The organism is Methylobacillus pratensis (assembly GCF_054072455.1).
Map to the genome: position 1 here is coordinate 136326 of NZ_JBSUSR010000003.1, position 26602 is coordinate 162927.

Genomic DNA, 26602 nt, shown 5'->3' on the forward strand with positions numbered 1-26602 from the left:
CTCCATGCGGTCTAGTGAGGAATGGCGAATGAGGTATGATGGGATGTGTTGCCACATTGTTGATGGCATACATACCCTTCGCCCGATCCCAGAATAGTCCTGCCATGCGCGTTTATGTAGGTTCTTTTTTCATCGCTATCTGCCTGATGCTGTGCATGAGCGGCCGTGCATATTCGGCGTTGGAGGAATCCGTCGTGCAATTGCAAACCGCCAACGGCGTTATCGAGGGAACATTGCTGGTGCCCGAGGCGAAGCGAGGCATGCCGGTGGTCCTCCTGGTGGCAGGCTCTGGCCCGACAGACCGAAACGGCAACCAGCCGGGCCTGCATCACAACGCCTTGTTGCAGCTGTCCGGCGCGTTGGCGCAGTATGGGATTGCGAGTTTGCGCTACGACAAGCGCGGCGTGGGCCAGAGCATGAGTGCTGCGCCGAGGGAAGAGGATTTGCGTTTTGAGCAATATGCTGCCGACGTGCGGGACTGGGTGAAATGGCTTGCGCGGGACAAGCGCTTCGGCAAGGTCACCGTGATCGGCCACAGCGAGGGGTCGCTGCTCGGCATGCTGGCTGCGCGGCAGGCCAAGGTGGCGAACTTTGTTTCCATTGCCGGGCCGGGCAGGCCCGCCGACCAATTGCTGCAGATGCAATTGGCTACCCAGCCTGCCGAGATACAGTCCATGGCATTGCCTGTGATCGAGAAGCTGAAGCAGGGAAAGACGGTAGACCCGGTGAACCCCGCCCTGCAGGCATTGTTCCGGCCCAGCGTGCAGCCGTATCTGATTTCGTGGTTCAAGTACGATCCGGCTAAAGAAATTGCCAAATTAAAGATGCCAATATTGGTGGTGCAGGGCACAGCGGATATTCAGGTGGATGCAGAGGATGCATGGTTATTGGGGGCTGCCAATCAAAGGGCTACAGTCATCTCGATAGACGGCATGAATCATATTTTCAAGAAATCGGTGCCGGACCGCGCGCAGAACTGGAATACCTATACCCAGCCCGAGCTGCCTATCATGCCGGAGCTGGCTGCGGTGTTGGCGCGGTTCATCCGCCAGGACGGCAAGTTGAATTAGCAATAGTGCTGGAGCACATCACCATGTGGGACGAACGATACGGTACCGAGGCTTATGCCTACGGCAAGGCCGCGAATACTTTCCTTGCGGAGCATTTCCGCGCCATTCCCCAAGGCAGGGTGCTGAGTATTGCCGAGGGCGAAGGACGCAATGCGGTATTCCTGGCCAGGCAAGGATACGCCGTGACGGCGGTGGACAGTTCCGCCGTCGGGCTGGAAAAGGCCGGGAAGCTTGCCAGGGAGAATGGCGTCGAGATTGAATGCATCCATGCCGACCTTGCCAGTTTCGATTTCGGCGAGCAGCAATGGGACGGCATCGTCTCGATTTTCTGTCCCATGCCGTCGGCCTTGAAGGCGGTTGTTTTCCCCAAGATCGTCAAGGGGCTGAAGCCCGGCGGGGTATTCCTGCTGGAGGCCTACACGCCTGGGCAGTTGGAATACGACACCGGCGGCGGCAAGGACGCGGACGCCATGATGACCCAAGCCATACTGAGCCGCGAATTGCATGGATTCGTTTTCCAGTGGCTGCAGGAAGTAGAGCGCGAGGTGGTGGAAGGCGCTTACCATACCGGCCTGGCCTCGGTAGTGCAGGCGATAGCCGCCAAGCCAAACAACGTGTGAAGGAACGAGTTGCCATGTTGAAAGTGATCGCGCAGGATTTTATCAAGCCGGAATATATTGACCTGGTAGCGCCGCTTTATGCGGAGCTGGTCGAGAAGACACGGCAGGAACCGTTATGCATTGCGTACGACCTGTTCACTGACCAGAAAGACCCTGGGCATTTCATTTTTGTCGAGGAGTGGCCTGACCAGGCGGCGTTGGACATTCATTGCCAGACCGAGCATTTCCGCCGGCTGGTGCCGGCCATCAACCAGTACCGGCGGCAGGAAGGGATATTCCTGCTCATGGATGAGTTCGCAAGATAGTGCGTCCATCAACCAGCCCATGAGCCAGCGTTCCGTCCCGGACGAGAAATCCGGCCTGCATCCGCGCAACCGGCACCGCCAGCGCTACGATTTTGCGTTGCTGGTCGAAGCCCATCCGGCCCTGGCCGCGTTTGTCAGGCTCAATCAATATCAGGATGCCAGCATCGACTTTACCGATGCGCAGGCGGTCAAGACCCTGAACCAGGCCTTGCTCAAACATTACTACGGCATCGCGGAATGGGACATCCCGCCGCAATTCCTCTGCCCGCCGATTCCCGGCCGGGCGGATTACGTGCATTGCCTGGCAGATCTGCTGGCCGCAGGCAATGACGGGAACATGCCGTATGGCGGCAACGTCAGGGTGCTGGATATCGGCACAGGCGCCAACCTGGTGTATCCCATCGTCGGTCAGAGAGAATATGGCTGGCATTTCGTCGGCACCGACATCAATGCCGAGGCACTGGAAAATGCGCAAGGGATCGTGGCAGCCAATCCGGGCCTTGCCGATGCTGTCGAATTGCGCTTGCAGCGCAACGCAGGGGCGGTTTTTTCCGGGATAGTGCAAGAAAACGAGCGTTTCGACCTGATCATGTGCAACCCGCCGTTCCATGCATCCCAGGCGGCGGCCATGGTGGGGACGCAGCGCAAGTGGCATAACCTGGAGCGCAGCCGCGGCAAGCCTGCGGGCAAAGACATGCAACCTGCCAGGTCAGGCCGTAAGTCAGGCGATCAGCCAAGCAACCGGCTCAATTTTGGCGGGCAGGCCGCCGAGCTGTATTGCGAAGGCGGCGAAGAGGCGTTCATCGGTCGCATGGTCAAGGAAAGCGCAGCGGTTGGCGCGCAATGCCTTTGGTTTAGCACGCTGGTATCCAAGGCTACGACGTTGCCGGCAGTATACCGCGGCCTGAGGGCTGCGGCTGCTTACAAGGTGAAGACCATCGACATGGCCCAGGGGCAGAAGAAAAGCCGTTTCGTCGCCTGGACGTTTCACGACAAAGCCGGCCAGCGCGCATGGAGCCGCGAGCGTTGGTAGACGGTGTCACCATAATCTACTAGAACGGCTAACAAAACTCAGCGAAGCGCTCCTGGCTAGGCGCTCTGCCGCAGGCAGTACAATGAGTACGACAAGGCAGGGCAACAACGCCAGGAGAGTTTTGTTAGCCGTTCTAAGCCATGCGGCTGATCGTATTGCGGAAACGCGTCAGCGAGACGATGAACAGCACGGTGCCGATTAGCAGCAGCGCCAGGAATGAACCCCACACCACATCCAGCCCGGCGCCGCGGAACAATATCGCCTGGCCCAGCTCCACGAAGTGGGTGGTCGGCGCCAGCAGCATGATGTTCTGCACGAATTCCGGCATGCTTTCGCGCGGCGTGAGGCCGCCGGACAGCATTTGCAACGGCAGCAGGGTCAGGATCATCAGCATGCCGAACTGCGGCATGTTGCGCGCCAGCGTCGCCATGAAGATGCCCATCGAGGTGGTGGCGAACAGGTGCAGGGTGGCGCCCAGCAGGAACAGGCCGATCGAGCCCTGTATGGGTACCTTCAGCAAGCCTTCGACGACGAATACCAGGGAGCAGGTCGAGGCCACCAGCACCACCAAGGCCATGGACCAGACCTTGGCCAGCATGATCTCGGTCGGCGTGACCGGCATGACCAATAAGTGTTCGATGGTGCCATGCTCGCGCTCGCGGATCAGCGCTGCGCCGGTGAGGATGATGGAGAGCATGGTGATGTTGTTGATGATTTCGTTCATGGCGCCGAACCACGCCTGGATCAGGCTGGGGTTGAAGCGCATGCGCAGCGCCAGCTCGACCGGCAGTTCGGTGGCGCTGCGGTAGCGCTGCACGAATTCGTTGACCTCGGTGAGCACGATTTCCTGGATGTAGCGGTTGCCGGAAAACGCTTGCGACATGCGGGTGGCGTCGACGTTGAGCTGCAGCGCGGGCGACTTGCCGGCCAGCACGTCGCGCTGGAAATCGGGCGGGATATGCAGGGCGAACGTGTAGTCGCCGGCATCCATGCCCGGGTCGATCTGGCTTTGCGTGATCAGCGGCGGCGTGGAAAAGTGCGGCGGGTAGAACGCGGAGATGATGCGCGCGGACAAGGGCGAAGCGTCCTCGTCGACGATGGCGATCGGGGCCTTGTGCAGGGTTTCCGGCACCGCGGTGGCCGAGCTGTAGATCATGAGCGTGAAGGTGTAGCCGATCAGCACCAGCATGATCGGGTCGCGGATCAGGCTCCAGAGCTCCTTGACACCCAGCCGGTAGATGTTGGCTAGATGGCGCATGGGGCAATGCTCTCGAATGGAATCAGGCTGCGCTTCATGTCATTTATCCTGTTTCTTCAGCAGGAGGATGGTCGTCACCAGGACCACGGGAATGGCGACCAGCAGCGGCCAGAACGAGGCGTGCAGGTCGGAGAAATCCAGCGCCTTGCTGAACACGCCGCGGGTGATGATCAGCATGTAGGTGGTCGGGTAGATCTCGCCGACGATGCGGCCCGCGCCTTCCAGCGACGAGACCGGGTTGAGCATGCCTGCGAACTGCACCGCCGGGACGATGGAGGCGATCATGGTGAAAAACAGCGCGGCAATCTGGCTGCGGGTGAAGGTGGAGGCGAGCAGGCCGATGCCGGTGGCCACGATGCAATAGAGGAAGGCCGCCAGCGCCAGCGTGGCGAAGCTGCCCTTGACCGGGACGTCGAACACGGTCACGGCGAGCAATACCATCAGCAGGAAATTCAGCATGGCGAGCGCGACATAGGGCAATTGCTTGCCGAGCAGGAATTCGGTGCGCGTCACCGGCGTCACGTAGAGGTTGATGATGGAGCCCAGCTCCTTTTCGCGTACCACGGAGAGGGCGGACAGCATGGCGGGTAGCATGAGCAGCAGCAGCGGGATCACCGCGGGCACCATCGCGGGCAGGCTGCGCACGTCGGGGTTGTAGCGGTAGCGCGTCTCTATGGTGGCCGCGCTCGCGACCGTGACGCCCAGGCGCTCCTGCGCCTGCTGCTGCAGCCATTGCTGGTGCATGCCTTGCACATAGCCCTGCACCGTTTCGGCGCGCTGCGGCATGGCGCCGTTCACCCAGGCGCCGATTTCGGCCCGGCTGCCGCGCTGCACATCGCGGGCGAACCCCGGCGGTATCTCGATGGCAAGGGATAGCTCGCCGCTGCGCATGCGCTGGTCCAGCTCCTGGTAGTCCCGGATCGGCGGCTTTTCAATAAAGTAGCGCGAGCCGGAAAGGTTGAGCGCGTAGTTCTGGCTCAGCGTGGTCTGGTCGCGGTCCAGCACGGCATAGGTCAGGTCCTCGACGTCCATGCTGATGCCGAAGCCCATAACGAACATGAGCAGCATCGAGCCCGCCAGGGCGAGGCCGCCGCGTACCGGGTCGCGCTGCAGCTCCAGCATTTCGCGCCAGAGGTAGCTGAACATGCGGTTGAGGCTGAAAAACCGGCGCGGGGCCTGGTGGCTGCCTTGGGCAATATCCGGCGTTGAATGATTGCTTTGCCCGGTCGGGCCGGTGCTGGCGTCAGTGCCGCCGCCGGCTTCCACCAGATAGTCGATGAAGGCCTGCTCCAGCGTATCGGCATTGCGCTGCGAAACAATGTTGGCAGGCGTGTCGCTGACCAGTACCTTGCCCGCATGCATCAGCGACATGCGGTCGCAGCGCTCGGCCTCGTTCATGAAATGGGTGGAGATGAAGATGGTGACCCGGTCGCGGCGCGACAGCTCGATCAACAGGCGCCAGAAATTGTCGCGGGCGACCGGGTCGACGCCGGAGGTCGGTTCGTCGAGGATCAGCAGCTCGGGCTTGTGCACCATGGCGACGGCCAGCGACAGGCGCTGGCGGATGCCGAGCGGCAGGCCGTCCGGCAGGCTGTCGAGCGCTTCTTCCAGGTCGAAGCGCTGCACCATTTCATCCACGCGGGCGGGAATGTCCGCTTCCGGCACGTGGAACAGGCGGGCATGCAGCACCAGGTTCTGCCGCACGGTCAGCTCGGTGTAGAGCGAAAACGCCTGCGACATGTAGCCGACACGGCGGCGGGTGTCGATATCCCTGGGGTCGATCTCGTGCCCGAACAGCCAGGCCTGCCCTTCGCTGGCCGGCAGCAGACCGGTGAGCATTTTCATGGTGGTGGACTTGCCGCAGCCGTTGGAGCCGAGAAAGCCGAAAATCTCGCCGCGGCGGATGCGGAAGCTGACGTGGTCGACGGCGACGAAATCGCCGAAGCGCATGGTGAGGTCCTTGGCCTCGATGGCGATGTCCGCGTCGCTGCCGTCGCCCTCGGGCAATGGCGGAATCGTGACTTCCTCGTGGCCCTGCTTCTTTTCTTCCGGCAGCAGCGCGATGAACGCGGTTTCGAGGGAGCTGGAGCCCGTGCGTTCAAGCAGTTCCTGCGGCGTGCCCGTCGCCAATACCTGGCCGTCATCCATCGCCACCAGCCAGTTGAAGCGCTGCGCCTCGTCCATGTAGGCGGTGGCGACGATGACGCTCATGTTGTTTCTTTCCTGGCGGATGCGTTCGATCAGGTCCCAGAACTGGGCGCGAGCGAGCGGGTCGACGCCGGTGGTGGGCTCGTCGAGGATCAGCAGGTCGGGGTCGTGGATCAATGCGCAGCACAGGCCCAGCTTCTGCTTCATGCCGCCGGAAAGCTTGCCCGCCGGGCGGTCTAGGAATTTCTGCAGGCCGGTGCTGCGCGTGAGGTCGTCGATGCGCCGCCTGCGTTCCTGCGCGTCATGGCCGAACAGGCGGCCGAAGAACTGCAGGTTTTCCTCCACCGACAATGTCGGGTAGAGGTTCTTGCCAAGCCCTTGCGGCATGTAGGCGATGCGCGGGCAGACGTCGTCGCGGTGCTGCTTGCTGGACATATCGCCGCCCAGCGCCTCCACCTTGCCCGCCTGCACCGCCCTTGCGCCCGCCACCAGCGACAGCAGACTGGACTTGCCGACGCCGTCCGGGCCTATCATGCCCACCATGCAGCCTGCCGGGATCTCGAGGCTGATGCCGTCCAGCGCCGTGATCTTGCCGTAATGCAGGCTGACGTCCTGCAAGCGGACCACAGGCGCCGTCTGCTGCCGGGTTTCGCTCACTCTGGTACTTTCACCGCCAGTTCAGCCGGCCATTCTGCCTGGTTGTCCACCTTGACCCAGGCCACGCCGGGCAGGCCGGTCTTGACCAGTTTCAGGTGTTTCTGCAACAGCTCGCGGTCTATCTGCGCCTTGACGCGGAACATCAGCTTTTGCCGCTCGCTCTCGGTTTCCACCGTCTTGGGCGTGAATTGCGCGGTGCTGGCGACAAAGGAAATCGTGGCAGGGATGACGTACTGCGGCGCGGCATCGAGGATGATGCGCGCCTCCGCGCCCATCGCCAGCTTGCCTGCGGCGGCTTCGGGCAGGAAGAAGGTCATGTAGACGTCAGAGAGGTCGACCAGGTTGAGCACCTTGCCGCCGCCGGCAAGCACTTCGCCCGGCTGCGCCACGCGATACTGCACGCGGCCGGCGCGGGGCGAGGTGAGCTGGCTGTCGGTAATGTCGGCCTCGATGCGGGCGATGGTGGCTTCCGCCGCCGCCACGGTCGAGCTGGCGCCTATCACCTGCGCCTTGGCCGCATCGATGGCGGCCTGCGATGCGGCGACTTGCGCCTTGGCGGCCTCGACGGCGGCCTGTGCGCTGCGCACCCTGGCGCGGTCGTCGTCCAGTTCCTGGATGGAGGAAGCGCCTTCGGCCGAGAGCGTCTCGGAACGCGCCAGGCGGCGCTGGGCGGCGTCTAGCTCGCTCTCGCGCTGTGTCACCAGCGCTTGCGTGGCGCGCTTGTCACTTTCGCGCAGGGCGACCTGCGCCTGAGCGGCCACTACGCTGTTGAGCGCCTGCTGGTGCTGCGCGCGCGCTTCATCGCGCTGCGCATCCAGTACTTGCACTTGCATGTTGGCAAGCGGTTGCCCCTTCTCGACGAAATCGCCCTCGTTGACCAGGATCTCGTCGACGCGGCCTGCCAGCTTGGTAGCGACATCGATTTCTATGGCTTCTATCCGTCCGTTGCCGCTGGCGAGGCCTTCGGTGTTGTTATTGCCGTTCATGGCCTGCCAGGCATAAAAGCCGCCGGCGGCCAATGCGGCAATGATCACGAGCGGGGCGAATTTCTTGATTGTTGGGTTCATATGGCGTGATCCGTTCAATTGGCGGGCTGCCGGCTGATGGGCATGATTGGCGGCGAGGATGCGGCAATGGATTGCGACCCGCCGCCCAGCGCGGCATACAGGCTGACCTGGCTGGAGAAGAGGGCGCGCTGCATTTGCACCAGTTGCTGTTCAACGTCCAGCAGGCTGCGCTCGGCGTCCAGCACTTCGAAATACGAGGTGGCGCCATGGTCGTAGCGCAGCTTGGCGAGGCGGGCGCGTTCCGCCTGGGCATCCAGCATCTCCTGCTGGCTGACCAGTTGCTGCCGTATGCCGTGCTGGGCGGCCAGGGCGTCCGCCACCTCGCGGAATGCGGTCTGGATGGTTTGCTCGTAGCTGGTCACGGCCAGGTCGCGCCTGACTTCGGCGAACTCGAGGTTGGAGCGGTTGCGCCAGCCGTCGAAAATCGGCAGTGAAACGCTGGGGGCGAAGCTCCAGGCGTGGCTGCCCGCGTCGAACAGTCCATTCAACTCGCGGCTGGCGGTGCCGAGCGAGGTGGTCAGCGTGACGCGCGGGAAGAACGCCGCGCGCGCCGCGCCTATATTGGCGTTGGCCGACTTGAGAAGGTGTTCCGCGGCGATGATGTCCGGGCGTTGCGTCAGCACTTCAGATGCCAGTCCCGGCTTGAGCTGGTGCAGCATTTTCGTCTCGGAGAAGGCGTGGCCGGCCGGGGCCAGCTCGACGGGCTTGCCCACCAGCAAGGTGAGCGCGTTGAGCTCGGTGGCGCGGGATTGCTGCAATTGGTAGAGCAGTGTCTGCGCCTGGGCGAGCAGCGCCTGCACTTGCTTCAGGTCGAGCTTGGAGGTGGAGCCGACATCGAACCTGCGCTGGAAAATCCGTACCGATTCCTGGCGGCTTTCTATGGTTTTCTCGGCAATCAGGATGCGCTGGTCCAGCTCGCGCAGGTTGAGGTAGCTGTTCGCCACCTGCGCCACCAGCGAGATGGCGGAAGCACGTTGCGAAGATTCGGCGGCGAGGAAGGTTTCGAGCGCGGCATCCCTGAGGCTGCGGATGCGTCCCCAGAAATCCAGCTCCCAGTTGCTGATGCCGAACCCGGCGCGGTATTCGCTCAGGACCATGGGTCGCCCGATCAGGCTCATGTCCTCCGGCGTGCGCGAGCGGGCGAAGCTGCCCTGGGCGTTGAGGCCGGGGAACAAGTCTGCCCGTTGCACGCCATACAGCGCCCGCGCGCCTTCAACGCGCTGAATCGCGCTGCGCAGGTCGCGGTTGTTCGCTAGCGCGTCGCCGATCAGGCCTTGCAAGGTGGCGTCGGCGAAATAGTCCTGCCAGGCCAGGCTGGCTGCATCGGTGCCCGTGTCGGCGCCGGCCTGGGGGAAATGTTCCGCAACCGGCGCGGCCGGCCGTTCATAATCGGGCGCCATGGATTTGCAGCCCGCGAGCGCGAGGCATAAGGCGGCAATTGCGAGCTGCCAGTGCTGATGCCTGCTCCGTGGTTGCGGCAAAGAGGTGGGTGTTTTCATTGTTGTCGTATCTCGCTAGCCTGGGCAAGAAAGCTTTTGCCTACCCTGATACAAGTAATTTCTAAACTCAACAATGGTTACTTTACTCTAGTTTCAATTACAATTGAAACTGTTTTTGCCGGGCTGCATGTTGGTTCATTGCAGCGGCCAACCATTAATCGGGCACAACATGAATGCTTCTTCCCAATTAAGCCAACCGTTAGCGGGCCGTGAAATCCGCTCCGACGGACTTGCCACGCGCAAGCTGCTTTTGCAGTCCGCGGGCGAGATTTTCGCCGAGCGCGGCTACAGCGACACCACGAGCAAGGAAATCTGCGAGCGCGCCAATGCCACCGTGGGCTCGGTGAACTACCATTTCGGCAGCAAGGCGGGCCTATATCATGAAATACTGACTGACGTGACGCAGTACATTCTGCGCATGGAAATGCTGGAGGCGATTGCAGCCAGCCAGCGCCCGGCCAGGGATAAGCTGGAGCGGATACTGGATATGGTGCTGGTGGCGCAGGCCTCGCAAGATTGGCAGATACGGCTGTTTTTCCGCGAGCTGACTTCGCCTTCGTCCGAGTTTATCGATTTCCTCAGGCTGGATACTTCTCCCAAGACCGGCATCGTCAAGCAGATCTTGGGCGAGATCGTGGGAGCGCCGGCCGATTCCGCCGTGGTGGACCGTTGCCTGCTGAGCATGTTTTCCTTGTGCTCGTTCCCCTATATGACGGACCCGCGCGTGCTGGAACATTGCGTTGCCCCCGTCTCGTGCGAGGCGGCGCCATTGCACCAGCATATCAAGCGCTTCATCCTGGCCGGGCTGGATGCGATTGCGGCACTGTAGCTGATTTTCCATGAATTTTTTCATACGCCGCTGTTTGCACGTTTTCAACTGCCTCCTGTTAAGCGCAGCGTTTGTGCTGAGCGCCGGCTGGGGCGCGTTTGCCCTTTTTTACCAGTTTCCTTTCCCGGCGTTGAAAGCGCTGGCGGTTGCGGGATGGCTGGGCGTTGCCGGATTGAGCGTGTTCGTGGGGCGGCGACATGGCGTCCTGCGCGGCAGCCTGCTTTATATGGTGATGTTTGTCTTGCTGCTGGGCTGGTGGCTGGGCCTCAAGCCTTCCAATACGCGCGAGTGGGCCGACGATGTCGCCGAGACCACGACCGCCGTCCGCCATGGCGACCTCGTCACGTTCAGCCAGGTGCGCAATTTCGACTGGCGCAGCGAGACCGACTACACCCCGCGCTGGGAACAGCGCCAGTACGACCTCGGCCAGCTCCGCAGCGTGGATATGCTGCTTTCCTACTGGAGCGGCCCGGCGATCGCCCACACCCTGGTGTCGTTCGGGTTCACCGACGGCCGCCAACTGGTGTTCTCGGTGGAAATCCGCAAGGAGCGCCATGAAGCCTTTTCCGAAATCGGCGGCTTCTTCAAGGAGTTCGAGACCAGCCTGATCGTGGCCGACGAGCGCGACATCGTGCGTGTGCGCACCAATATCCGCGGCGAGGACGTATACCTCTACCGCATCGACATGCCGCAGGACGCCATGCGCGAGCTCTTCCTGGCCTATGCCGACGAGGCGAACCAGCTGGCGGCCAAGCCGCGTTTCTACCACACGGTGACCGCCAACTGCACCACGGTGGTCTATGAAATGGTGCGCAAGATCATCCCGGGATTGCCCATGGACTACCGCCTGTTGCTGTCCGGCTATCTGCCTGAATACCTGTACGGCATCGGCGGCCTGGATAAGCGCTTCTCCCTGGAGGCGCTGCGCCGCAACGGAAGAGTCACCGACAGGGCCAAGGCGGCAGACCGGGATCCCGATTTCTCCCGCTTGATCCGCGGCAATATGCATGAGTAAGCCGCCAGATATGCGTTTATCATCTTTTCTCTCCTTCCGGCTGTTGCTTGCCGTATTCGTAGCGGTGCTTGTGTTGCCGGGGTGTGCGGGCGTCAAGGTCTCTTCGATACAGGTGAAGGACTATCTCAACCAGCGCCGGGGCGATGTGCTGACCACGGGCCGCTTGAGCCATACGACTGATGAAAATCTGCGCGTGGTCGGGCTGGATGCGTCCAGTTGCCTGGCCAGCGCCACGGACTGCAAGCAGGCGATTGCCAGCTCGCAAGGCCTGCGCGACGAGCGGCGCCTGGCGACATTATCCGAACTCTGGTTGAAGACCGCGCTGGATGGCGAAAAAGCCGATCAAGCATTGAGCAACGGGTACGCCACGCTGGATGCCTATCTGCAAAGCGCGCGTTATGCCTATGCCTACCTGTTCCATACCAGCCGCCAGCCCAGCGAGCGGGCTTTTGAAGACAGGCAGACCCAAGTGCGGGACTACTATAATTTCGCCGTCCAGCAGGTGGTGACCCTGCTGTTCAGGATGCACCAGCATGGCGGCCAGGAGCAGCAGCCGTTGCAGTCCGTGGGGAACTGGCAATTGCAGACCCGTCTGGAAAATGTCCGTTTGCCAGAGGGGCAGCCGGAGCCGGAAGAAATCGTTCCCGCCTCCTCGCTGACCTTTACCGGCCTGCGCAATATGTACCGTCGCGACGGCCTTGGGGCCGAACTGGTTGCGGTGACTAAACCTCCCATCGTGGGCAGGGGAGATAGCGCGCCATTCAGCGAGACTTCCTATCCGGCTATTTCCGTTGTTCTCCTGTTCAAGGGCGAGTCGCTCAATGAAATCCTCGATACGCAGCAGGTGGAGGTCGTTGGCTATGACCCTTACCGCCAAGCTAGTATCCGCGTGGGTAACATCGAGGTGCCGCTGGCTGCCAATTTCACCTCCGGGTACGGATTGTGGCTGGCGCGTTCCGGCTTCGCTGCGCAGGCGATCAACACCTTGTTCGGCCGTGCCGCGGGCCTTGACGACGCGCATATCTACCTGATGCAGCCGTTCGATCCCAACCGCCGTATCATCCTGATGCTGCATGGCCTCGCGAGCAGCCCGGAAGCGTGGATCAATGTGGCCAACGAAGTATTGGGCGACGAGGAGCTGCGCCAGCATTACCAGATATGGCAAGTTTACTATCCCACCAATGCCCCGCTGGCCTACAACAACTTCCATATCCGCGCCGCGTTGCAGACTGCGCTGCAAACGCTGGACCCGGGCGGGACCTCGCTGGCATCCAATCATATTGTGGTCGTCGGGCATTCCATGGGCGGCGTGCTTTCGCGCCTCATGATCTCGTCTTCCGGCGAGGAGCTGTGGGATTCCCTTCTTGCCAATTATCCGTTGCAAGGGCAGAGGCTGGAGCGGGCACAGGAGAGGCTGGGGCCTTATCTCAAGTTCGAGCCGGTACCGCAGGTCAAGCGCGCCATCTTCGTGGCCGCCCCGCACCGGGGAACCCCGTTTGCGGAAAACAACCTTTCCCGCTGGCTTTCCAACCTGATATCGCTGCCGGTCAATATGGCGCGGCGCTTCAGCGACGTGCTGATCGTCAACCCTGCAAATGAAAGCGGCGGCAGTGCAGGCGGCGGTAAGACCGTGCGCATTCCCAACAGCATCAATAACTTGAGCGACCGCGACACCTTCGTCCGGCTGGCATCCAGCATGCCGGTGTCGCCGGCCGTCCCTTACCATTCCATCATCGGCAACTACACGCCCAAGCTTGCATTGGACGATTCCGACGACGGCGTGGTGCCTTATGCCAGCGCCCACCTGGCTGGCGCGCAATCGGAACTGGTGATCCCCTCCTGGCATAGCGTGCAGGAGACGCCGCAGGCCATCCTCGAGATCCGCCGCATCCTGCGTCTGGATATTGAGGGTAGCTCTCAGGAATACCAGGCCTACGTCGCAAGATAATCCCCCAGCAGTGATACACTCAAGGATTGACCAATTGCTCCGACACATTGCTTTATGAAACTCGCCACCTGGAATGTGAATTCCCTCAATGTCCGTCTGCCGCACGTGCTGGACTGGATTGCCGCTGAAAAACCGGACGTGCTCTGCCTGCAGGAAACCAAGCAGGAGGACAGCAAGTTTCCCTATGACGCATTGAAGGAAGCAGGCTACAACGCCGTGCATAGCGGTCAGAAAACCTATAACGGCGTGGCGATCCTCAGCCCGCACGCGATCGAGGACGTGACGTTCGGCATCCCGGGGCTGAATGACGAGCAAAAGCGGTTGTTGACCGCCACCATCAACGGCATCAGGATAGTATGCGCTTACATCCCAAACGGGCAGAGCCTGGAGTCGGACAAATACCAATACAAGCTGGGATGGTTGGAGGCGCTCACGGCCTATCTCCAGGCTGAACTCGCCGCGCACCCGAAACTGGCCTTGTTGGGCGACTACAACATTGCCCCGGAAGACCTCGACGTGCATGACCCGGCGGCATGGGTGGGCCAGGTACTGGTGAGCGAGCCCGAACGCGCGGCGTTCCGCGCCATAGCAGCGCTGGGCCTGCATGACGGTTTTCGCCTGTTCGAGCAGGAGCCGGCCAGCTTCAGCTGGTGGGATTACCGCATGGCGGGCTTCCGCCGCAACCTCGGGCTGCGCATCGACCATATCCTGGTCAGTGATGCGCTCAAAAGCGAGTGCCTGCGTTGCTGGATAGACAAGGGGCCGCGCAAGCTGGAGCGCCCTTCAGACCATACGCCGGTAGTGCTGCAGCTTGCATGTTGAGATGGCAATTCCGCCCGCGGGCCAATGCTTGATAAAAATAATGTGTCGATGTCTGGAATATTCGAAAAAGGGGAGTTTCAAAATGAAAAGATGGATGCTGTGCGCCATGCTCTTGTTCAGCCTGCACGCGTGGGCGGAGGATGAAAGCGCGGATGCGTTGACTGCCGAGAAAACGGCGGATATCGAGGAGTTGATCGATATTACCGGCACGATGGCCCTCAGCAGGCAAATGTCGGCATTGGTGACTGCGGAATACGGGCGGCTGGTCAAGCAGGCGAACCCGGCAGTTCCCGACGAACTGCTGACGACTATCGTGCCGATTGTGGACGAGGTGCTGGAAGCGCATGCCGAAGACTTCAAGCGGGCAGTCGTGGTGCTTTATCACCGCCATTTCTCCCATGAGGAAATGAAGCAGATGATAGCGTTCTATAAAACGGATCTGGGAAAGAAGACGGTACGCATCATGCCCACCCTGATCAAGGAAAGCATGCAGGTAGGGCAGAAATGGGGAGCGTCGCTGCAGCCGGAAATCGAGCAGCGTATCCGCGCAAGGCTGAAGAAGGAGAATTTCGATATTTAACCGTCCGGGCTTCAGTGAACATGCCGTGCTTTGGTGAGCGTGCGAGGCAGCGAGCGTAATACTGGGCTGAAGACGTTGTGCATTTTGAGGAAGATATGCGTTCTATACATGAACAAACTTTAGAAGCCATTCTGGCCCGGCGCTCTGCCTGGCCGTTGAGCGAACCGGCACCTGCGCCGGCAGAACTGGAGGCCATCCTGCAGGCTGCGGCCGTTGCGCCGGACCATGCCGGATTGCGCCCCTGGCATTTCAAGGTGGTGCAAGCAGGGGACAGGCAGGCGCTGCTGCAGAGGGTGTTGCAGCACCCGGACGCGCAAACCGAGCAGGTACAGGCGTTGCAGGGAAAATACACGCTGAAGCTGACGACGGCGCCAGTGGTGATCGTGCTCGCCGCACGCATCACGCCGCACCCCAAGGCGCCGGAGTTTGAGCAATTGCTGGCGGCCGGGGCCGCTGTCATGAGCATGCTCAATGCCGCCCATCTGCTGGGCTACAGCGGCTTCTGGAGCAGCACGCCCGAGCCGCTGGCGGCATTGCTGCACAAGGTCATGGGGTTCGGGGCGCAAGACCGGATCATCGGCCTGTTGAACCTGGGCACGCCTAGCAACGTAACGAAAGCCAACGCAGCCCGCGTATCATGGCAGGAATATGCCCAGCAATGGCATGGCTGAGGCTTCCTGGAAACAGGCCTAACGCCTCCTAGTGTCTTGTGCTGCCGTGAATATGGCCGCTACCTCCGGCTTTATACAAGGTGCCTTGGGGGTTTTGCGGCGGAATGGCATGTTGCTGCTTGACCACCAGGCGTGCGGACAGCTTTTCCGCCAATGCCGGCATGAGCTTGCTCAGTGAAATATTGAAGCTCGCCATCAAGCCTACCCTGATGTTGCGCCCGCCTTCCTGCGCCGCATGCAGGATGGCTTCCGCCACCAGTTGCGGGTCTATCATGGGATCCGGCAGCTTGGGCTCGCGCGACATGTAGTTTTTCGCGTGTTCCGGATAGGGCGTGTCTACCGCGGTAGGCTCGATCAATGTGATGGAGACCGGGCTTTCGTCCACATCCTCGATTTCCACGCGCAAAGCGTCGGTGAACCCTTTGACCGCATGCTTGGAGGCGGTATACATGCCTTGCAGCGGTATCATGCTCTCGGACACTTCGCTGCCGACATTGATCAGCACGCCGCCGCTATGGCGCAAGTGCGGCAATGCCGCGAGCGAGCCGTTCACCACACCCCAGAAGTTGATGTCGAAAAGGCGCCGGCTGTCTTCCTCGTCCACTTCGTCCAGCCGGCCGTAAATGGAGACGCCTGCATCGTTGACCCAGGTGTCGATGCGGCCGTAGCGGGCCAGCACCTGGTCGACCACCCTGTTGACCTCGGACCGCTCCGAAACGTCGGCCGCGACATAGAGCGCCTCGCCGCCGCTGGCATTGATTTCCTGGGTGAGCTGCGTCAAGGTTTCCTCGCTGCGTGCGACCAATACCACGGTCGCGCCGAGCGCCGATGCCATGATGGTTGTGCACAGGCCGATGCCGCTGGAAGCGCCGGTGACGACAATGACTTGTTCTTGCAATGGCTTGTGTTTGGACATGATGATGCTCCTATCCGGATAGATCGCTCCATCCTACGCCGCTGAGCAGTCATGCGTATCGGTGCAAGCCGCAATCGCGTGTAGGAGTCCGTTTCGAGCACAGCCCTGTGACGCCATGATGTCAACGTGGTTAATGGGATAACCGTTAAAAACCCACATGACAAAAAAGGCGACTGATATGAGCATCACAAGCCACCAAGGCGAGGTAAAACGGGAAACCTTATTCAACAAAAGTCCGCAGAGCTTGTTTGTCTACGTCAAGATCCCGGTCAAGCCCCATGCGCGGCAGGACCCTTTCCACCAGCGGGAAAACGAGCTTGCCCGGCTGCTGCTGGAAGCCGAGGCAGGCACCGTGATAGGCTGGGGGCAGTCGTTCAGCGATGCGGAGCAGGATGGCTCGCAGCACGTGTTGCACCAGCGTGTCGATATCACGACGCATGATATTGGCATGGTGCGCCCCATATTGCGTACATTGCTGGAGACGCTCGCCGTGCCGGCGGGCACCGAGATTCACTACAACGATAACGGGCAGGCATTGATGGATGTCTATTCCCGCCATGGTTGGCGTTTGGAACAGCCTCCGTTCTAGCGTTGCCAGCCCTGGCCACTCGCAAGCCCGTTCGGGCTGTTGTCCGTAAAAAGCCGCGCATGGTACATCAGTGCGGTCTTTCCTTTATCATGGTCGCTTTATCCTGATGACAGCGGGCAGATCTGGCGAGGTTGCGCATGCATGATTATTTCCTGATTACCATCCATCTTGTGAGCGCCATCGCGGCTGGCGGCATTATCGGGCTGGAGCGCAGTTTTCATGGCCGTCCCGCCGGTTTCCGTACGCATACGCTGGTTTGCCTGTCTTCCAGCCTGCTCATGCTGCTGACGCTGTATCAGTGGCAACTGCTGCCCGGCGTGCCAGAGGATACGATCAAGGCGGACCCTTCCCGCATGGCGCAAGGCATCATGACCGGCATCGGTTTCCTCGGGGCCGGGGTGATCTTCAAGGAAGGCTTCACCGTGCGCGGCCTGACCACGGCGGCCTCGATCTGGATCACGGCGGCGATCGGCATCATGTTCGGCATCGGCTTTTACTTCCCCGCCGTCCTCGCTACCTTGATGACGCTGGGCACGCTGTCCCTGTTCCGCTGGATAGAGGTGCGCCTGCCGTCCCACTATTATGCGCATTACCAAATTTCGTTCGATCGTTACAAACCGATGCCCGAGAGCGAGCTGCGGCAGTTCATCACGGACAAGGGTTTCACCATCGCCAATATGAGCTACGCCATCTCGCATGACGGCAAATTGCTGGAATACAGCATGATCCTGCGCACGTCCGACCAGGACAATATTTCCGTGCTGGCGCACGCGCTGCAAGGCATGGACATCGTCCGCACTTTCCGCATCGCCCCGACGCGCGATTAGCAGCGCTGACAAAAATTCGGCGCAGCGATTCTGGCAAGGCGCCCTGCCGCGGGCAATACAAGCAGTAAGACAAGGCCGGGCAACAACGACGTAGTTTGTTCGCGGCTCTTTGAACAGGCTCGTGGTGCTGCAGGCTGTGGCGCCTTGCGGTTTCATGGCAATATGCGGTTTTTCCCTATCTTTGCTAGAAGAGCCGAGCGATGCCATTGATCATCAGCACCCAGCTATTGCATGCCACGAAAAGCGAATTGCTGCGCGAATACCGCGCCCAGGCTGCTGCTGACAGCACGCGCCTTCACAGCATCAATACCGCCGTGCTCGACCGGCCTGCATTGCAGGATATCGTAGCCGCCGCGCACGCGCTGGGCGAAACCGCTACCGCCTTGATTGCAGGCTCCCTGCTCGCGGCAAGGGAAGGACAGGCTGCGGCAGCAGTGGAGGATTTCGAGGCTTTTCCTGCCCAGTTGCTTGCGTTCTTCCGCCAGGGCCTGGTCGACGGCTGGCTATATGCCGCCGGGGACGACGGCCGGCTTTACCCCGAGCTGCTGACCCGTATCAGCGCCACGCCGGGTATTCCCGGCCGCTCCAGCCCTTCGGTGATGCTGCATACGCAGGCCTACGGCTATTCCAACGAGGACAGCTACAAGGCCAAGTACGGTCCGCAGGTGATGGCGCATGCCTTCCTGCCCCAGGATGTCCTCGGGCACCGGATCGGCGACGTGCTCGCTGCGCGCGGCCTGTACCACGAAACGCCGGAAATGAAGGCCGCACATACGGCTGCTCTGGCCCGGCACCGCGAGGTCGTCCAGCATGCGTTCGCGCGGCAGTTCCGCCTGAGCGGCGCGGCCTATTGCTACGAGGAGAACAATTACCGCCGCCGCGGCCAGCTGCTAGACGGGCACCGGGTGATCCACGACCTGGAAGCCGGCGACTACGCCGCGTTCACGCATCATGCCGAATCCGAGATCACCGTCGTACCAGGCAGCGCGCATGGCCATGCCGTCATGCCCGAACACCCGCTGACGCGCGTATTCGACCTCAAGACCCATGAATTTTTATGGGCGCACAGCGATCATTTGCAGCCTTATGTTTATGATAAGAGCCTGCGGCACAAACTGGTGCTGCCGCAAACCCACCGCGAACTGCTGGACGTGCTCACTACGGATGTCGACGTGCTGGTGGACGACCTGATCGAGGGCAAGAGTGCGGGCAACGTCATCCTGTGCAAGGGGCGGGCGGGGGTGGGCAAGACCCTGACGGCTGAAGTGTATGCCGAGTTGATCGAACGGCCGCTGTACGCCATCCACTCCGGCAACCTGGGTACGGTGCCGGAACAGATCAACAAGAACCTGCAGAAGATATTCATGCAGGCCAAGCGCTGGAATTGCGTGCTGCTGCTGGACGAGGCCGATATCTTCGGCATGCAGCGCGCCTCCAATATCGAGCAGAACGCCATCGTGGCCGAGTTCTTGCGCACGCTGGAGTATTTCGACGGCCTGCTGTTCATGACCACCAACCGGCCGGACGACATCGACGACGCCATCATTTCACGCTGTGCCGCGATCATTGATTACGCGGTACCCGGGCCCGAGGACAGCGCCGCCATCTGGCGCGTGATGGCAGCGCAATACCAGGCAGAGATGGACGAAGCGCTGGTCGCCGCGCTGGTGGACACTTTCCCCGGCATTGCGCCACGCGATATCAAGATGCTGCTGCGCCTTGCGCTGCGGCTGGCGAAAAAGCGCGATGTGCCCCTGAGCATGGAAATCTTCCGCCAGTGCGCGATGTTCCGCGCGGTGCGAGCTGCCAGCCATTGATACGATTTTATCTTCAACGTATCGCTGCGTCCCCGTGCCGTGCATCAGCACTGTCTGCGGCAACCCGTCTTGCGCCACGTTTGCAGGCAAAACCGTATAAAACTTGCTGGCCGGGTGTCGTCCCCTAGCGCTTTCATGGCAATATCACGCCATGCAGAATAACCAAGACAAGACCATGAAGGACTGGGTAGACCGGCGGCGCTATGCCGCGGGCTATACCGGGCAGCCTTTCAACTCGGATGAGGTCGACGGGGAATACCAGCGCGACCGCGCGCGCATTATCCACTCAGCCTCGTTCCGCAGGCTGCAATCCAAGACGCAGATTTTCAGCATTGGCGACAGCGATTTCTACCGCACGCGGCTGACGCACTCCCTCGAGGTCGCGCAGATCGGCTCGGGCATATGCGAGCAATTGCGCCAGCAATACAAAGGCAATGCGGAATACAGCGCCTGGATTCCTTCCCTGAGCCTGATCGAGGCCATTTGCCTGGGCCACGATCTCGGGCATCCGCCGTTCGGGCATGGCGGCGAAGTGGCCTTGAACGCCTTCATGCATGGACACGGCGGTTTCGAGGGCAACGGGCAGACCCTGCGCATTATCGGCAGGTTGGGCGAGTACTCGCCCGAGTACGGACTGGACCTGACGCGTCGCACTATGCTGGGCTTGCTGAAATACCCGGTGCTGCACAGCGAGGCGGCGAATTACGGCTCGGCGGCGCAGGGCGCTTCTTCCAACATCGAGTACGCCAGGCCGCCCAAGTGCATCCACGATGAAGAGGTGGATATCTTGGACTGGATACTTGCGCCGCTGCCCGAGGCGGACCGCGCGCGTTTCCGAGAAACCCGGCCGGTGGCGGGCAAGCATGCCAAGTCGTTGTACAAGGGTTTCGATACTTCGATCATGGAGCTTGCGGACGACATCGCCTATGGCGTGCACGACCTGGAAGACGCGCTGGCGCTGGAGCTGGTCACCGAAAGGCAATGGAAGGCGCTGGTGATGACGCAGGCGCAAGCCTTGCCCGGCTGCCCTTTGCATGAGCAGGCCGATTTCTACAACAACAAGCTGTTCTCCGGCAGCGACCGCGACCGCAAGCATGCTATCAGCAAGCTGGTCGGCTATTTCATCGGCAACATCACGGTCCGCGAGCAGGAGGACTTCGTTTCCCCGTTGTTGCGCTTGCAGGCGGAAATGCAGCCGGAAGCCCGCGCATTGCTCGATATCCTCAAGAAGTTCGTCTTCGATGAAGTCATCCGCCGGCCGCAAATCCAGGCCCTGGAGTTCAAGGGGCAGCAGATGATCGTGCGCCTGTTCTCCACATTGCTGGAAAATCCCGAGCGGCTGTTGCCGGCTGCCCATCTGGCGCAGTTGCGCGATAGCCCGGAACCGCGGAGGGTGATCTGCGACTATATCGCCAGCATGACCGATGTCTACGCCGCCCGCTTGTACAACCGTTTGTTCAGCCCGGATATAGGCTCGGTGTTCGACCGGTTGTAATGGGCCCCGTTGGCTACAAACGTATAACGGCGTTGGGTAGCCTTGCCGTGCATCGGCACCGTCTGCGGCGACCTGTTTGGTTTTTCGATTGAAGGCAAAATCTGATAAGACGTGTAAAGGAGGGTTCAAGATGTTGCGTGCTTCCCTGATGCTGTGGTGCTGTTTGCTGCTGGCAGCCTGCCATTCCGGCGGCAAGCCCCAAGTGTGGCTTTACCAATGCGAGAGCGGCGGTGTGGCGCAGGTGACTTATGAGCAGGACAAGGCCGTGCTGCAATATCAGGGTGAAACCCACACGCTGGAACAGGCTATCTCCGCGAGCGGCGCGCGTTACCGCAATGCGGCCCTCGAATGGTGGAGCAAGGGCGAAGAAGCCACCTTGTTTGCCGACGATCACGGTAATGCGGGCGATATTATCGATCGCTGCAAGCACAATCCCTGAAACTAACGATTCATGTAATTGCTGACAATTGTTGACGTTTTGACGTCATTTTCGCGGCAATAAACCTCCTATACTGGCGCTGGCCGGCTCTTTCATCGAGGGGCAGCCATGACAGCTTATTTAAGGAGGATCAAATAATGAATCGTTATAGTGCGGAATTCCTGGGAACATTCTGGTTGGTATTGGGAGGATGCGGCAGCGCCGTATTGGCTGCGGCATTTCCCGAAGTCGGCATCGGCCTGCATGGCGTGTCGCTGGCATTCGGTTTAACTGTACTGACCATGGCATTCGCCATCGGCCATATTTCCGGCTGCCACCTCAATCCCGCGGTGTCGGTTGGCTTGTGGGCGGGTGGCCGTTTTGCAGGTAGCCAGCTGCTGCCTTACATCATTGCGCAGGTCCTGGGCGCGATTGCCGCAGGCGGGGTGCTGTATCTCATTGCCAGCGGGAAGGCCGGGTTCGATGTCACCGCAGGGTTCGCCTCCAACGGCTACGGCGAGCATTCCCCAGGCGGGTATGCACTCACGGCCGCATTGGTGGCCGAGGTGGTACTGACTGCATTTTTCCTCTTCATCATCATGGGGGCGACCGACCAGCGTGCGCCAACATTCCTGGCTCCGATCGCGATCGGCCTGACCTTGACCCTGATCCACCTGGTCAGCATCCCGGTGACCAATACTTCCGTGAACCCGGCTCGCAGCACCGGCGTGGCAGTCTATGCAGGCGGCTGGGCTGTCGACCAGCTTTGGCTGTTCTGGGTAGCGCCTATCGTCGGCGGCGTGATTGGCGCCTTGCTGTATCGCGCAGTCGGAAGCGAAAAAGCCTGATATTCGCCATTTCCTTGTCCTGTAATGGGTGAGACGAGCATGCTCAGCCATTGCAGGGCAGGCAGGTTTTATGTTTTCCTTGCGGAATGCCGCTTCCTACCTCATTGCCTGCAGACAATTCCTTGCGCGTTGCCGCCTTGCTCACGCTGTCCGGCGGTTTCCTGGATGCCTTCACTTTTGTCGGCCACGGCCAGGTGTTCGCCAACGCCATGACCGGCAATATCGTCCTCATGGGAATCGCGGTGGCGGCCCAGGATTGGACTCAGGCGTTGCGCCACGTACCGCCGCTGCTGGCATTCATTACCGGGGTGTTTCTGGCGAATTGCCTGCGCTTGCCCAGGGTGAGGGAAAAGATCGTGAGCCCGGCCTTGATATGCCTTGCCTTGGAAATCGTGATGCTGGGAATAGGCAGCCAGCTGCCTATGGATTTCCCTGACGCTTGGCTGGTGCCGGGCATTGCCTTGGTGGCGGCCATGCAGAACTCCAGCTTCACCCATATCGGCAGCTCGCCTTACAACTCGGTGATGACGACGGGTAACTTGCGGCGCAGCATAGAAAGCCTGTTCAAGGGCATCACGCACAAGATGGACCGAGCCGCCTTGCACGAGGCGCGCGTGTTTGGCCTGGTATGCCTTTGCTTCCTGCTGGGGGCGGTGCTTGGCGGGATCTGCACGTTGAGCATGGACAACCTTGCCCTGCTGGTTCCCGTACTCATGCTGTCGGCGGCGTTCGGCATCTGCCTTTACGATGCGAGGGCGCAACGCCGGTAGCGTTACTTGGTCTTGACCCCGAGCTGCTTGAGTTTGCGGTATAGGTGGGTGCGCTCGAGCTGCACATTCTCCGCCACCTTGCTCATGTTGCTCCCGGCCTTGGCGATATGGTGCTCGAAGTACAGGCGCTCGAAATCGTCGCGTGCCTCCCTTAGCGGTTGATCCAGGTCGATGGCGAGGGATGTGGCAGCAGCGTTGCCGGAGCTTTCCTGGTGCATCTGCGCAAACTGTCCCACTACCCGGTTGACGTCCGCCAGGGTGATTTTCTCTCCCAGCGAGGTTTGCACGAGGTTGCGGATCACGCTGTCCAGTTGGGCAAGGTTGCCCGGCCAATCCGCATTGCGCAGCGCATTGAGCGCCGCAATATCGAACTCGCGGTAGGCCGCTTCGCCGGTTTCCACCATGAGCGTGACCATGGAGCGCGCCAGGTCGGGGATGTCCTCACGATGGTCCTCCAGGGCCGGCACGCTGACAGTGGCGATGGAGAGCGCTTGCAGAAGGTTGCTGTCGAACGCGCCTTCCTGCACCAGCTGCGGCAAGGCGCGCGCGGTGCCGCAGACCACGCGCACGTCGTATTTTTCCGCCTTGGAGAGCAGGAGCAGCAGGCCCTTTTGCTCGGTCTTGTTCAGTTCGGCCACCTCAGGGATGAATATCAGGCCGTCGCTGGTATGCTCCAGCAGTTCCAGCGGGGCCGAGGCCAGGCGTTCGGTTTCGTTGAGCTCCAGCCACGGCGAGCCCGGCTGGTGCAGGAAGCGGGCACAGAGCTCCAGGCCGCTGCCCTTGGCCCCGATCAGCAGCAAGGCTGATCTCAGGTTGGCGACTTGTTCCAGGCGCTGGCGCAGTTCCGAGATGACCGGGCTTTTGCCCAGGTTGAGCAGGTTCATGTCGGAGCGCGGCAGCTGTTCGCCGTGCTTGAGCGCGGCATTGACGGTCTTGAGCAGTTTTTGCAGCGCGATCGGCTTTTCCAGGAAGTCGAAAGCGCCGATGCGGGTGGCCTCGACCGCGGTGTCGATGGTGCCGTGCCCGGACATCATGACGACGGGCATGGTCAGCAGGCCGCCGTTGCCCCACTCCTTGAGCAGTGTGATGCCGTCGCAGTCCGGCATCCAGATATCCAGAAGCACCAGATCCGGCCGGGCCTGCTGGCGCCAGGTGCGGGCCTCGGCCGCGTTTTCCGCAAGGCGTACCTGATAGCCTTCGTCCTGCAAAATATCCCTTAACAATTCGCGGATGCCGATTTCGTCATCCACGACTAGCACTTGCCTTGCCGTCATTGCTTGCGCTCCGCTATTGGTATGGCGACGGTGACGATCGCACCGTCAGGTTCCAGGTTTTCCACCTTGATACTGCCTTTGTGTTCTTCGATGATCTTCTTGACGATGGCGAGCCCGAGGCCGGTTCCATGCCGCTTGGTGGTCATGTAGGGTTCAAACGCATGGGAGAGTATCTCCAGCGGGAAGCCGGCGCCGTTGTCCTTGACGCATAGCTTGACGCGCTCATCGGCCAGGCTGCATGAAATGACGATCTCAGGCTGCGGATGCTGTTCCAACGCGTCCTGCGCATTCTGCAGCAAATTGTGCAAAACCTGGCGCAGCATGGTCGCATCGCCGTGCACTTTGGGCAGCTCCGGCGGGATATCCACTTTGATCTGGATGGAGCCGGCCTCGTACAAGGCCAGCACATCCTGGATCAATTGCCGGAGGTCTACCGTATCGAGGCTCAATGCAGGCAGGCGCGCATATTCGCTGAATTCGTTGACCATGGTCTTCATGGCGTTGACCTGGCTGACGATCGTGGCTGTCGCCCGGCTCAGCATCTCCGCATCCGTCTCGCTCAGCTTGGACGCCAGCTTGTGCTCGATGCGCTCGGCGGAAAGCTGGATCGGCGTGAGCGGGTTCTTGATTTCATGCGCGAGCCGGCGTGCCACTTCCGCCCAGGCGGCGTCGCGCTGGGCCTGGGCCATCTGCGTGATGTCGTCGAATACGACGACAAAACCGCCATCCGGACCATCGGGCAACCGTGTGCCACGGACCAGCAATACCTGCTTGCCCTGGCTGGTGCTGATATCCATTTGCTCCTGCCATTCCGAGGCGGAATCAGCCTTGAAGTAGACCTGGATGCGGTTGACGAAGCTCGCCAGCGTTTCCTGCTGGTGGGCGAGCAGGTCCAGCGGCTGGTTGAGGGTTTCCTCGGTCAGCCGCACGCCGAGAATGTGGGATGCCGCATAGTTGAAAGTGCGTAGCTGCCCGTGCTCGCCGAGCACCAGCACCCCGGACGAGAGGTGAGCGAGGATGGTTTCGAGGTAGCCGCGCGCGGCCTCCAGGCGGGCGCGGTTGCGGTCGGCCGCCTGGGTGGCGTCGTTGAGCTGGCGCGTCATGCTGTTGAACGATTGCACGAGGATGCCGAGCTCGTCCTTGCCGTGCGCGGGCAATACCGTACCGTAATCGCCGCGGGCAATGGCGCGCGTGCCTTCGGCGAGGATGCCCAGCGGGGCGGAGAGCCTGCGGCTCAACAAAAACGCGAACGCGATCGAAGACAGCATGGCGAGCATCAATACCAGGGTCAGCGTCAGCGCGAACACTTCCTTGAGCGACTCGCGGCTGAAGGAAAGCTCCTGGTAGTCCTCGTAGACATCCTGCACGGCTTCCGCCGTTTCCGACAGGGACTTGGGCACCGGTTGCAGCAATTGCAGCACGCGGGTTTCGCCCGCCATGTCGTTCATGGTCACGGGTGCGAGCACACGTAAATACAGCCCCTTGCCGAGAATGGGTTCAATGACGCCGTAGACATGCTGGCGTCCCTGGCGCAGCTGCGGGATGCTGGGCAGGTCGGGCAGGAAGCTGGACGGGTCGCCGCTGGAAAATGCCAGGATGCGGCCTTGCACGGTCAAAAGCACGGCATCACGCACGCCGCTCTTCTCGCGTAGGTCGTTGAGTACGCTCAGGTGCAGGTTGCTGGGCTGGAATGCCAGCGACAGGGCCATGGTCTCGGCCTTGTCCTCGAGGTCGGAGAGCATGATGTCGAGCGCGCTCTGGCCCAGGCGCAGGCCGCCTTCGAGCGCCGCTTCCACCTTGACGTTGAACCATGATTCGATCGAGCGCGTGAGGAAATTGACCGATACGGCGTACACGATGACGCCGGGAATAATCGCCATCAGGGCAAAGCTGCCGATCAGGCGCAGGGTCAGCCGGCTGCCCATGATGCTGCTGCGCATCTGGCGGTACAGGCGCCAGAGCTGGATGCCGATCAGGACGATCAAGGCGACAGCCAGCGCCAGGTTCAAGGCCAGCAGCAGGTTGTAGTAATTGCTTGCCGAAGCGCTGCGTGTACTGGCGTGAGAAAGCAGGTACAGCAGTACCGCCCCCAAGACTGCGCTGATAAAGACGATGTACTTCATGTC

General features: G+C 61.1%; 24 protein-coding genes. 17 read left to right on the forward strand and 7 right to left on the reverse strand.

What is annotated here, in order from left to right; genetic code table 11:
- Window positions 1-104: 104 nt before the first annotated feature.
- From ACW4YW_RS08040 to rlmF, 4 genes are read left to right on the forward strand one after another with little or no spacing between them, the layout of a single operon-like run.
- A complete protein-coding gene (locus ACW4YW_RS08040; protein ID WP_457137105.1) occupies window positions 105-1070 on the forward strand; it encodes an alpha/beta hydrolase in 966 nt (321 codons plus the stop codon).
- A gap of 23 nt (window positions 1071-1093) precedes the next feature.
- Window positions 1094-1690, forward strand: coding sequence for a class I SAM-dependent methyltransferase (locus ACW4YW_RS08045; RefSeq protein WP_457137106.1), 597 nt, complete (start codon window positions 1094-1096; stop codon window positions 1688-1690).
- 14 nt (window positions 1691-1704) lie between these two features.
- The gene (locus ACW4YW_RS08050; protein ID WP_457137107.1) at window positions 1705-1995 is read left to right on the forward strand and encodes a putative quinol monooxygenase; all 291 of its coding nucleotides are present in this window, start codon (window positions 1705-1707) and stop codon (window positions 1993-1995) included.
- Between the two features lie 19 nt (window positions 1996-2014).
- Window positions 2015-3028 carry a 23S rRNA (adenine(1618)-N(6))-methyltransferase RlmF gene (rlmF, locus tag ACW4YW_RS08055; RefSeq protein WP_457137108.1) on the forward strand — a complete coding sequence of 338 codons (1014 nt, stop codon included), beginning with the start codon at window positions 2015-2017 and terminating at the stop codon, window positions 3026-3028.
- Between the two features lie 133 nt (window positions 3029-3161).
- Here the strand turns inward: rlmF and ACW4YW_RS08060 are convergent, their stop codons facing one another.
- The 4 genes from ACW4YW_RS08060 to ACW4YW_RS08075 are packed head-to-tail and all read right to left on the reverse strand — an operon-like array spanning window position 3162 to window position 9657.
- Window positions 3162-4286, reverse strand: coding sequence for an ABC transporter permease (locus ACW4YW_RS08060; protein ID WP_457137109.1), 1125 nt, complete (start codon window positions 4284-4286; stop codon window positions 3162-3164).
- Window positions 4287-4325: 39 nt separating this feature from the next.
- Window positions 4326-7091 carry a ribosome-associated ATPase/putative transporter RbbA gene (rbbA, locus tag ACW4YW_RS08065; RefSeq protein ID WP_457137110.1) on the reverse strand — a complete coding sequence of 922 codons (2766 nt, stop codon included), beginning with the start codon at window positions 7089-7091 and terminating at the stop codon, window positions 4326-4328.
- Complete coding sequence (locus ACW4YW_RS08070) at window positions 7088-8158, reverse strand: HlyD family secretion protein (RefSeq protein ID WP_457137111.1); 1071 nt, start codon at window positions 8156-8158, stop codon at window positions 7088-7090. Before ACW4YW_RS08070 ends, rbbA begins: the two co-directional genes overlap by 4 nt.
- 14 nt (window positions 8159-8172) lie before the next feature.
- Window positions 8173-9657 carry an efflux transporter outer membrane subunit gene (locus ACW4YW_RS08075; RefSeq protein ID WP_457137112.1) on the reverse strand — a complete coding sequence of 495 codons (1485 nt, stop codon included), beginning with the start codon at window positions 9655-9657 and terminating at the stop codon, window positions 8173-8175.
- A gap of 169 nt (window positions 9658-9826) precedes the next feature.
- Between ACW4YW_RS08075 and ACW4YW_RS08080 the strand changes: the two genes are divergently transcribed.
- The 6 genes from ACW4YW_RS08080 (at window position 9827) to ACW4YW_RS08105 (ending at window position 15522) form a co-directional block, all read left to right on the forward strand.
- Window positions 9827-10486 carry a CerR family C-terminal domain-containing protein gene (locus ACW4YW_RS08080; protein WP_457137113.1) on the forward strand — a complete coding sequence of 220 codons (660 nt, stop codon included), beginning with the start codon at window positions 9827-9829 and terminating at the stop codon, window positions 10484-10486.
- 73 nt (window positions 10487-10559) lie between these two features.
- Window positions 10560-11501: an Lnb N-terminal periplasmic domain-containing protein gene (locus ACW4YW_RS08085; RefSeq protein ID WP_457137114.1), complete on the forward strand. Its 942-nt coding sequence runs from the start codon at window positions 10560-10562 to the stop codon at window positions 11499-11501.
- Between the two features lie 10 nt (window positions 11502-11511).
- Window positions 11512-13449, forward strand: a complete 1938-nt coding sequence (locus ACW4YW_RS08090) for an esterase/lipase family protein (protein ID WP_457137115.1) — start codon at window positions 11512-11514, stop codon at window positions 13447-13449.
- Between the two features lie 54 nt (window positions 13450-13503).
- A complete protein-coding gene (gene xth / locus ACW4YW_RS08095; protein ID WP_457137116.1) occupies window positions 13504-14271 on the forward strand; it encodes an exodeoxyribonuclease III in 768 nt (255 codons plus the stop codon).
- Window positions 14272-14353: 82 nt separating this feature from the next.
- On the forward strand, window positions 14354-14851 hold the full coding sequence (locus ACW4YW_RS08100) for a DUF2059 domain-containing protein (RefSeq protein ID WP_457137117.1): 498 nt from the start codon (window positions 14354-14356) through the stop codon (window positions 14849-14851).
- 95 nt (window positions 14852-14946) lie between these two features.
- On the forward strand, window positions 14947-15522 hold the full coding sequence (locus tag ACW4YW_RS08105; protein WP_457137118.1) for a nitroreductase family protein: 576 nt from the start codon (window positions 14947-14949) through the stop codon (window positions 15520-15522).
- Between the two features lie 28 nt (window positions 15523-15550).
- On the opposite strand, the gene ACW4YW_RS08110 is transcribed toward ACW4YW_RS08105, so the two are convergent.
- Window positions 15551-16438 carry an SDR family oxidoreductase gene (locus tag ACW4YW_RS08110; RefSeq protein WP_457137119.1) on the reverse strand — a complete coding sequence of 296 codons (888 nt, stop codon included), beginning with the start codon at window positions 16436-16438 and terminating at the stop codon, window positions 15551-15553.
- A gap of 178 nt (window positions 16439-16616) precedes the next feature.
- Here ACW4YW_RS08110 and ACW4YW_RS08115 point away from each other — a divergent pair, with 178 nt between their 5' ends.
- The 7 genes from ACW4YW_RS08115 to ACW4YW_RS08145 all read left to right on the forward strand — a co-directional run bounded on the left by ACW4YW_RS08115 (window position 16617) and on the right by ACW4YW_RS08145 (window position 23202).
- Window positions 16617-17027, forward strand: a complete 411-nt coding sequence (locus tag ACW4YW_RS08115; protein ID WP_457137120.1) for a hypothetical protein — start codon at window positions 16617-16619, stop codon at window positions 17025-17027.
- A 137-nt stretch (window positions 17028-17164) separates the two neighbouring features.
- The gene (locus ACW4YW_RS08120; RefSeq protein ID WP_457137121.1) at window positions 17165-17854 is read left to right on the forward strand and encodes an MgtC/SapB family protein; all 690 of its coding nucleotides are present in this window, start codon (window positions 17165-17167) and stop codon (window positions 17852-17854) included.
- 200 nt (window positions 17855-18054) lie between these two features.
- Window positions 18055-19671, forward strand: coding sequence for an AAA family ATPase (locus ACW4YW_RS08125; protein WP_457137122.1), 1617 nt, complete (start codon window positions 18055-18057; stop codon window positions 19669-19671).
- A 151-nt stretch (window positions 19672-19822) separates the two neighbouring features.
- Window positions 19823-21166, forward strand: coding sequence for an anti-phage deoxyguanosine triphosphatase (locus ACW4YW_RS08130; protein WP_457137123.1), 1344 nt, complete (start codon window positions 19823-19825; stop codon window positions 21164-21166).
- A gap of 130 nt (window positions 21167-21296) precedes the next feature.
- Window positions 21297-21605 carry an MliC family protein gene (locus tag ACW4YW_RS08135; protein WP_457137124.1) on the forward strand — a complete coding sequence of 103 codons (309 nt, stop codon included), beginning with the start codon at window positions 21297-21299 and terminating at the stop codon, window positions 21603-21605.
- Between the two features lie 137 nt (window positions 21606-21742).
- On the forward strand, window positions 21743-22432 hold the full coding sequence (aqpZ, locus tag ACW4YW_RS08140) for an aquaporin Z (RefSeq protein WP_457137125.1): 690 nt from the start codon (window positions 21743-21745) through the stop codon (window positions 22430-22432).
- An 86-nt stretch (window positions 22433-22518) separates the two neighbouring features.
- Entirely contained in the window at window positions 22519-23202 is a 684-nt protein-coding gene (locus ACW4YW_RS08145; protein ID WP_457137126.1) for a YoaK family protein, read from the forward strand.
- Window positions 23203-23204: 2 nt separating this feature from the next.
- On the opposite strand, the gene ACW4YW_RS08150 is transcribed toward ACW4YW_RS08145, so the two are convergent.
- Both ACW4YW_RS08150 and ACW4YW_RS08155 read right to left on the reverse strand, forming a co-directional pair.
- Window positions 23205-24476 (reverse strand): sigma-54-dependent transcriptional regulator, encoded by a 1272-nt coding sequence (locus ACW4YW_RS08150; protein WP_457137127.1) that lies wholly within the window; start codon window positions 24474-24476, stop codon window positions 23205-23207.
- Window positions 24473-26599 (reverse strand): ATP-binding protein, encoded by a 2127-nt coding sequence (locus ACW4YW_RS08155; protein WP_457137128.1) that lies wholly within the window; start codon window positions 26597-26599, stop codon window positions 24473-24475. The genes ACW4YW_RS08150 and ACW4YW_RS08155 overlap by 4 nt, the downstream gene beginning before the upstream one ends.
- Window positions 26600-26602 lie beyond the last annotated feature (3 nt).